General features: G+C 73.0%; 8 protein-coding genes. All 8 read left to right on the top strand.

Going from position 1 to position 8284, the window contains the following annotated elements:
• Positions 1 to 506, top strand: a 506-nt coding sequence (locus ABYX71_RS08940) for a polyprenyl synthetase family protein (protein ID WP_372696153.1), incomplete at its 5' end; no start/stop codon positions are given.
• Positions 499 to 1983, top strand: coding sequence for a phytoene desaturase (locus tag ABYX71_RS08935; protein ID WP_372696152.1), 1485 nt, complete (start codon positions 499 to 501; stop codon positions 1981 to 1983). The genes ABYX71_RS08940 and ABYX71_RS08935, both read left to right, overlap by 8 nt.
• Entirely contained in the window at positions 1980 to 2894 is a 915-nt protein-coding gene (locus ABYX71_RS08930) for a phytoene/squalene synthase family protein (RefSeq protein ID WP_372696151.1), read from the top strand. Before ABYX71_RS08935 ends, ABYX71_RS08930 begins: the two co-directional genes overlap by 4 nt.
• Positions 2885 to 3316 carry a DUF2141 domain-containing protein gene (locus tag ABYX71_RS08925; protein WP_372696150.1) on the top strand — a complete coding sequence of 144 codons (432 nt, stop codon included), beginning with the start codon at positions 2885 to 2887 and terminating at the stop codon, positions 3314 to 3316. Before ABYX71_RS08930 ends, ABYX71_RS08925 begins: the two co-directional genes overlap by 10 nt.
• Before the next feature lie 2 nt (positions 3317 to 3318).
• On the top strand, positions 3319 to 4005 hold the full coding sequence (locus ABYX71_RS08920) for a class I SAM-dependent methyltransferase (protein ID WP_372696149.1): 687 nt from the start codon (positions 3319 to 3321) through the stop codon (positions 4003 to 4005).
• A complete protein-coding gene (locus ABYX71_RS08915; protein WP_372696148.1) occupies positions 4002 to 5474 on the top strand; it encodes an FAD-dependent oxidoreductase in 1473 nt (490 codons plus the stop codon). The genes ABYX71_RS08920 and ABYX71_RS08915 overlap by 4 nt, the downstream gene beginning before the upstream one ends.
• The gene (locus ABYX71_RS08910; RefSeq protein WP_372696147.1) at positions 5474 to 6493 is read left to right on the top strand and encodes a DUF5914 domain-containing protein; all 1020 of its coding nucleotides are present in this window, start codon (positions 5474 to 5476) and stop codon (positions 6491 to 6493) included. The genes ABYX71_RS08915 and ABYX71_RS08910 overlap by 1 nt, the downstream gene beginning before the upstream one ends.
• The coding region (dxs, locus tag ABYX71_RS08905) for a 1-deoxy-D-xylulose-5-phosphate synthase (RefSeq protein ID WP_372696146.1) at positions 6471 to 8284 on the top strand (1814 nt) is incomplete at its 3' end. The genes ABYX71_RS08910 and dxs, both read left to right, overlap by 23 nt.

The raw sequence follows: 8284 nt of genomic DNA, 5'->3' as shown, positions 1-8284 counted from the left end.
TGCCGCCGGAGCAGGTGCCGGAGCTGGTGTACGAGCAAAGTCGCCTCAAGACCGGTCGCCTGACGGCCCTGTGCACCGGGCTTGGCGCCGTGGCGGCCGGTGCCCGGCCGGCGCAGGTGGACGCCATGCTGGCCTTCGGTGAGCAGGTGGGCATCGCCCTGCAGATGCTGGACGACCTGACGGCGCTGCTGGTGCCGGCGCGTCAGAACAAGGCCGGCGAAGACCTGCTCAGCGGCCGTCCGACCTGGGCCTGGGCGCTGGCGGCGCAGGGTTGCGCAGCCGAGCGCTACCGGGCCCTGGCGCGTTACGCCCGCGTGGCGGTGCGCCGGGGGCAGTGGCAGGCAGCGGCGCGGGTGTTGCGTGGCGTGATCGAACAGCCCGGTTGCCGGCCCGCGCACCAGGCGCTGGCGGCGGCGGCCGAGCAGGTGCGCGGGCAGTTCCCGGCCGGCCCGGGGCTGGCCGACCTGCTGCATGACCTGGCGTGGCTGGAGCGGGCCTATGACTGAGCGACGCGCGGCCGTGATAGGCAGTGGCTTCGGCGGGCTGGCGGCGGCCATACGCCTGCAGGCGCGCGGCATCCGCACCACCGTGTTCGAGGCCCGGGATCTGCCCGGGGGGCGGGCCTATGCCTTCAGCGAGGGTGGGCACGTGTTCGACATGGGGCCGACCCTGGTCACCGCGCCGCAGTGTCTGGAGGAGTTGTTCGCCGCGGCCGGCGCGCGTGTGCACGACCGCGTCGAGCTGCTGCCGCTCGATCCGTTCTACCGCCTGCAGTGGGAAGACGGCACGCATTTCGAGGCATTCGGCGATGCCGACCGGCTGGCGGAGCAGATCGAGCGCATCGCGCCCGGCGACGGGCCCGGCTACGCGCGCTTTGCCCGTTACAGCGAGGCGGTGTACCGCGAGGGGTACGAGAACCTGGCCGGGGCGCCGTTCGTCACGCCGGCCAGCATGCTGCGGGCGCTGCCCAAGCTGGTCGGCCTGCGCGCCGAGCGTTCCGTGTACGGCGCCGCGCGCCGGCACGTGCGCTCGGACAAGCTGCGCCAGGCGCTGTCGTTCCACCCGCTGTTCGTCGGCGGCGATCCGTTCGCCACCTCCGCCATCTACGCGCTGATCAATCATCTCGAACGCACGCACGGCGTGTGGTTCGTGCGTGGCGGCACGCACGCCCTGGTGCGGGCCATGGTGGCGCTGTTCGAGGAACTAGGCGGCGAACTGCGCCTGTCCTGCCCGGTGCACGGCGCGCGCCTGGACGGGCGCCGCCACTGCCTGACGCATGCCGGCGGCGAGCAGCGCTTCGACCTGGTGGTCTCGAATGCCGATGTGATGCACACCTACGACCGGCTCTACGGCGCGCTGCCGCGCGGTCGGCGCATGGCCAGGCGCCTGGCCCGCTCGCGCTGGTCGATGGGCCTGTTCGTGGTCTATTTCGGCACCGACCGCCTGTACCGCGACGCGGTGCGCCACCACACCATCCTGTTCGGCCCGCGCTACCGCGAGCTGGTGCGCGACATCTTCTACGGGCACCACCTGCCGGACGACTTCAGCCTGTATCTGCACGCGCCCACGGTGACCGATCCGCAGCTGGCGCCGCCGGGCGGCGACACCTTCTACGCCCTGTCGCCGGTGCCGCACCTGGGCAATGCCGACATCGACTGGGACCGCGTCGGCGCCGAGTACGCCGAGCGCATCCTGGCCTACCTGGAGGCGCACGCCCTGCCGGGTCTGCGAGACCGCGTCACGGTCAAGCGCTGGATGACGCCACGCGACTTCGAGCGCGAGCTGGGCGCCTATCACGGCAACGGGTTCTCGCTGGCGCCGGTGCTGTGGCAAAGCGCCTACCTGCGCCCGCACAACCGCGACCGGCACATTCCCGGCCTGTACCTGGTCGGCGCCGGCAGCCACCCGGGGGCCGGCCTGCCGGGCGTGATCAACTCGGCCAAGGCCGCCATGACGCTGGTGGACGAGGATTTCCCGCGATGAACGCGCCCCTGGCCGCCGTCATCCAGCACCACTCCAAGAGCTTTGCGCTGGCCTCGCGGCTGTTGCCGCCGGCGGTGCGGGCCGACGTGCTGGTGCTGTACGCCTGGTGTCGGCGGGCCGACGACACGGTGGACCTGGCGGCCGACCCGGCGGCCGGGCTGGCGCGTCTGGAGGCCGAGCTCGACGCCGTCTATGGCGGTCCTCCGTCGGCCGACCCCTTGCTGGCGGCATTCGCGCAGCTGGTGCGGCGCTGCGCGTTGCCACGCCACTACCCGCAGGAACTGCTGGCCGGCATGGCCATGGACCTGGCACCGGCGCTGTACGCCGATCACACGGCACTTGCCCTGTACTGCTATCGGGTGGCCGGGGTGGTGGGGCTGATGATGTGTCATGTGATGCGCGTGGCCGACGACACCGCGCTGCCCCGGGCGGCGCAGCTGGGCATGGCCATGCAGCTGACCAACATCTGCCGCGACGTGGCCGAGGACTGGCAGCGCGGGCGCCTGTACCTGCCGTACCGCGCGCTGGGGTTCGCCGACGAGGCCGCCGTGCGGGCGGCGCTGACGGGGCCGATCGACGCCGGACTTGCCGCCCGCCTGCCGGCGCAGGTGCGCGACACACTGGCACGGGCGGATGCCTACTACCGCTGCGGCACGGACGGCATCGGCGCGCTCGACTGGCGCTGCGGCCTGGCCGTGCGGGCGGCGGCCCGCATCTACCGTGGCATCGGTGCGGCGCTGGCCCGCCAGGACCACCAGCCGCTGGCCGGGCGTGCCTACCTGCCCGGCTGGCGCAAGGCGGGACAGTTACTGGTGGCGCTGGCGGGCCAGTGCGGTGTGGCGGCGCGGGCGCACGGCACCACCCGCGTGCCGACGCGGCAGGTCGAGTTCGGGCCCGAGCTGTGTCTGTAGCACGAAGCATCGGGCTGGTGGTGGGGCTGGGTCTGGCAGGGCAGGGCAAGGCCATGGATGTGGACGTCATCGCGCGCGGTCTGCGCAACCAGGAGGGCAGCGTGCTGTTCGCACTGTTCGTCGAGCCGCGCGGCTTCCCGGACCAGGGCGAGCTGGCCGCCATGCACGTGGAAGTGCCCATCGACGGCGACCAGGTGCAGGCCCGCTTCAGCGACGTGCCGGACGGTCAGGCGCTGGCGGTGGCGGTGCTGCACGACGAGGACGGCGACAAGCGCATGGCCACCGGCCTGTTCGGCATGCCCCGGGAAGGGTTTGGCGTCTCCAACAACCCGCGCATCCTGTTCGGGCCGCCGCGTTTCGAGGATGCGCGCCTGGTGCCGCAGCCGGGGCAGCCCATCATCATCGACATGAAGTACTTCTGATCATGGAAAAACCCGCCGTACCGAACGCCTTCGACGCCGTGGCGCCACGCTACGACCTGATGTGCCGGCTCAATCCGGGCTATGTCGGCATGCTTGGCGATGCGGCGCGGGCGCTGGACCCGCTGCCGCTGCCACGGCTGCTGGACCTGTGCTGTGGCAGTGGTCTTTCGACCCAGGCGCTGCGGCGGGCGCATCCGGGCGTGCCCATCGTCGCCCTTGACGGCTCGCCGGGCATGCTCGAACAGGCGCGGCGCAAGCCGCTGGCGCCGGTCCAGTTCGTCCAGGGCGACGCGCAGGCGCCGCAGGACAGCCTGGACGGCCCGTTCGGCGGCATCCTGATGAGCTACGGCCTGCGCAACGTGGCCGATCCGGACGCGTCGCTGGCGCAGCTGCAGGGCCTGTTGGCCCCCGGCGGCCTGCTGGCGGTGCACGATTACAGCCTGGCCGGTCCCGGCGCCGAGCGGCTGTGGACGGTCATGTGCCGGGCCGTGGTACGGCCGTTTTGCGCCGCCGTGTCGGGCGCGCCGCAGCTGTTCGAGTACCTCGAACGCAGCGTGCTGGAGTTCGACCGCCGCGACGCGCTGGCGGCGCGCCTGCGCGGCGCCGGTTTCGAGCTGCTGCGCGTCATTCCCGGGCGCCTGTGGCAGCGGCAGATCGTGCACACCTTCGTTGCCCGGCGGCCGGCGTGAGGGCCTTCGATCAGCCACGTTTCGGCCGCGCCCGGCTCGACGCGCCGCTGCGCGTGGCGGTGCTCGGCGGTGGGCTGGCCGGGGTGGCGGCGGCCTGTGTCCTGGCCGAGCGCGGCGCGCAGGTGACGCTGGTCGAGCGCCAGCCCGGTCTCGGCGGCCGGCTGGCGGCCTGGCCGGTGCAGGTCGCCGGCGAGACGTTCGAGATGGACCGGGGCTTTCACGCCTTCTTTCGGCACTACTACAACCTGCGCGCGCTGTTGCGGCGGGTGGACCCGGCGCTCGACGGTCTGCTGCCGCTGACCGACTACCCGATCCTGACGCCGGCCGGACCGCTGAGCTTCGCCGACCTGCCGCGCAACGCGCTGCTGACGCTGTTGCCGCTGATGCGCCAGGTGGGGCTGGGCGTCCGGGATCTGCGCCGGGTGCGGGTGGGGCATGCGCTGGCCATGCTCGGCTGGCATCCGCAGCGCACGCCGGCACGCTGGGACGGCGTCAGCGCCGAACAGTGGCTGCAGGGTCTGAATTTCCCACCGGCTGCGCGCCTGCGCCTGCTGGACGTGTTCGCGCACAGCTTCTTCAACCCCACCGGCGAGTTCTCGGCCGCCGACCTGTTGATGCTGTTCCACTACTACTTCTTCGGTAACCGCGAGGGGCTGGTGTTCGACGTTGCGCGCCGGCCGTTCGGGCAATGGCTGTGGCAGCCGTTCGAGCACCATCTGCAAGCGCTTGGCGTGCAGCTGCGCCTGGGCTGTGCGGTGCAGGCGCTCGGCCGTCACGACGCCGGCTGGCAGGTGCGCACGGGCGACGACACGCTGACGGCCGATGCCGTGGTGCTGGCGCTCGACGTGCCGGGTCTGCGGGAGGTGCTGGAGGCCAGTCCCGCGCTGGGCGACGCGGTTTCGGGCCCGCTGGGTGCGCAGCGGGCCACGCGGCCGTTCGCGGTGTGGCGGTTGTGGCTGGACCGGCCGGTGGCGGACGGCCGCGCCGCGTTTGCCGGCACGGCCGGCTATGACATTCTCGACAACGTGTCCGTATACAGCGCCTTTCACGCGCCGAGCCGGGACTGGGCCGCCCGCCACGGTGGCGCGGTGCTGGAGCTGCACGGCTACGGCCTGGCGTGTGATGACGAGGCCGAGGTGCGCCGGCGTCTGCTGGCCGCGCTGCACGCCGTGTATCCCGAAACCGCGCCGGCGCAGGTGCTCGGTGAGCAGTTTCTGTTGCGCGCCGACTGCCCGGCGTTCCCGCCCGGCAGCGCGGCCGGACGGCCCGGCGTGAGCACGGCCGATCCCACGCTGCAGGTGGCGGGTGATCACGTGCGCCTGCCGTTTGCCTGCGCGCTGATGGAGCGGGCGGTGGCGTCCGGCATGCTGGCGGCCAACGCGCTTCTGGCCGACCGCCAGGTGGACCCGGCTCCGCTGTGGGTCGGGCCGCAGCGCGGCCTGCTGGCGCCGCCGCTGAGGGCCGCCTGATGCGCCGCACCGAGGATCGGCACGGCCGTCGCCTGTGGCTGTTCGGGCAGGACCTGGGCGCGCTGCCGGCGGCCGGCCAGCCGGACTGGCAGGCGGCCGAGCCGCGCTGGATCGCCGGTGCGCTGGACCGGGCGCTGACGCGTCCGGCGGGCGGCTGGCACGTGGTGGCGGCGTCCGCGGCGCTGCGCAGGAAGCCCCTGGCGGTACGGGTGCTCGGACGCCCGCTGGTGCTCTGGCGCGGAGCGCAGGGTGTGCACGCGACGGACGATCGGTGCCCGCACCTGGGCGCGCGCTGGTCGGACGGGCACCTGGCGGACGGGCACCTGGTCTGTCCCTGGCACGGGCTGGCGTTCGATGTGGCGGCGCCGTGCAGTCCGCTGCTGCCGACCCACGACGACGGCACGCTGGTGTGGGTGCAGCTGCCCGGCGAGGCGCCGCTGCCGGCGCCGGTGTTGCCGCTGCGCCCGGCGTCGGCGCTGGTGTCGGTGATGACGCTGCCGGCGCGCTGCAGCCCGCGCGAGGTGCTGGAGAACCGCCTCGACCCCTGGCACGGCGCGCACTTTCACCGCCATTCCTTCGCCCGTCTGGCGGTGCTCGAGCGTGCCGATGACAGCATCACCGTGCGGGTGGCGTTTCGTGTGGCCGGTCCGCTGGCAATCGAGGTGGACGCGCGCTTTCACTGCCCGCAGGCGCGCTGCATTGCCATGACCATCGTCGACGGCGAGGGCGCGGGCTCGGTGGTGGAGACGCACGGCACGGCACTGGGGACGGATCGTTGTCAGATCACCGAGGCGGTGTTCGCCACCTCGTCGCGGCCGGGTTTCGCCGTGGCGCGCCGGCTGGGCGCCCTGATCGCGCCGTACATGCGTTTCGCCGCCCGGCGTTTATGGGTGGAGGACGCCGCCTACTGCGAGCGCCGCTACGACTTGCGCCAGGAGGCTGCCACCGGGCGGCCATCCGGGCACACCCCCTCATGTCAGTCGCAGGAGTCTTCCGATGAACGCGAACCTGCTCGATAGCATCCACACACCGGCCGACCTGCGCGCGCTGCCGGCGTCCGCGCTGACCGAGGTGGCGGCCGCGCTGCGTGAGGAGATCGTCACCCAGGTGGCGCGCAGCGGTGGCCATCTGGCTTCCAGTCTCGGCGCCGTGGAACTGCTGGTGGCGCTGCACCACGTGTTCGACACCCCGCGCGACCGGCTGGTGCTGGACGTCGGCCACCAGGGATACGCGCACAAGTTGCTGACCGGTCGGCGTGAGGGCTTTGCCCGCATCGGCAAGGAGGGCGGGCCGGCGAAGTTCCTGCGCCGCAGTGAGTCGGCGTTCGACGATTTCGGCGCCGGTCACGCCGGCACCTCCATCTCGGCGGCGCTGGGCATGGCCCGCGGCCTGCAGGCGGCCGGCGAGGACGCCTGCGCGGTGGCGCTGATCGGCGACGGGGCGCTGACCGCCGGCATGGCGATGGAGGCGCTGAACCATGCCGGCCACATCAGGCAGTCCAACCTGCTGGTGGTGCTGAACGACAACGAAATGTCCATCGAGCCGAACGTCGGCGCGATCGGTGCCTTCCTGTCGCGCACGCTGTCGGCGCCGCCGGCGCGGCGCCTGCGCCGTCTGGCCAAGGATGTGCTGGCGCCGTTGCCGCAGCCACTGCAGCAGCTGGCCCGCCGCGCCGAGCGGTCCGCCAAGGCGCTGCTGACACCGGCGGCGCTGTTCGAGGCGTTCGGCTTCCGCTACGTCGGGCCGGTGTCCGGCCACGACCTGCCGGCGCTGCTGGAGACCCTGGGCAATGCGCGCGGCATGCTCAGGACCGGCGAGGGACCGGTGCTGGTGCATGCCATCACGCGCAAGGGGGCGGGGTACGCGCCGGCCGAGCAGGACCCGCTCAAATACCACGGTGTGACGCCGTTCGACACCGCCACCGGCGACATGCCCAAGCCGGCCGCGCCGGCACCGTCGTACACCGCGGTGTTCGCCGACGCGGCGATCCAGCTGGCCAAGGCCGATCCGCGCATCGTCGCCATCACCGCCGCCATGGCCGGCGGGACCGGGCTCAGCCGCTTCGCGCAGGCGCTGCCGGAGCGGTTCTTCGACGTCGGCATCGCCGAGCAGCACGCCGTCACCTTCGCGGCCGGGCTGGCGACCACCGGCATGAAACCGGTGGCGGCCATCTATTCGACATTCCTGCAGCGCGGCTTCGACCAGGTGGTGCACGACGTGAGCCTGCAGAACCTCGATGTCACGCTGGCGCTGGACCGGGCGGGGCTGGTGGGCGCCGACGGCGCCACCCACCAGGGCTTGTACGACATCGCCTACCTGCGGTGCCTGCCCAACCTGGTGCTGATGGCCCCCAAGGACGAGAACGAGCTGCGGCGGATGCTGCGCACGGGCATCGAGTACCCCGGCCCGGCGGCCGTGCGCTACCCGCGCGGCAACGGTCTGGGCGTGCCGCTGGAGCCGCAGATCCGCCCGCTGGAGATCGGCCGCGGCGAGCAGCTGCGCGAAGGGAACGATCTGGCCATCGTGGCGCTCGGCAGCCGCGTGGCGCCGGCGCTGGAGGCGGCCGAGCGCCTGGCGGCGCAGGGCGTACAGGCGGCCGTGTTCAACGCCCGTTTCGTCAAGCCGCTGGATTTGCCGGCCATCGCGGCGCTGGCGCGCCGCTGCGGCGCGCTGGTGACGGTGGAAGAGCACGCCCTGGCCGGTGGCTTCGGCAGCGCCGTGCTGGAGGCGCTGGCAGGGCAGGGAATCCACGTGCCCACACGCCTGCTGGCGGTGCCGGACGTGCTGGTGGAGCATGGCGACCCGGCGAC

Origin of the sequence: Immundisolibacter sp. (assembly GCF_041625615.1) — a bacterium.
GTDB lineage: Bacteria > Pseudomonadota > Gammaproteobacteria > Immundisolibacterales > Immundisolibacteraceae > Immundisolibacter.
Note: the sequence above shows the minus strand (reverse complement) of the source record. Positions and strands in the feature narration are given on the sequence as shown.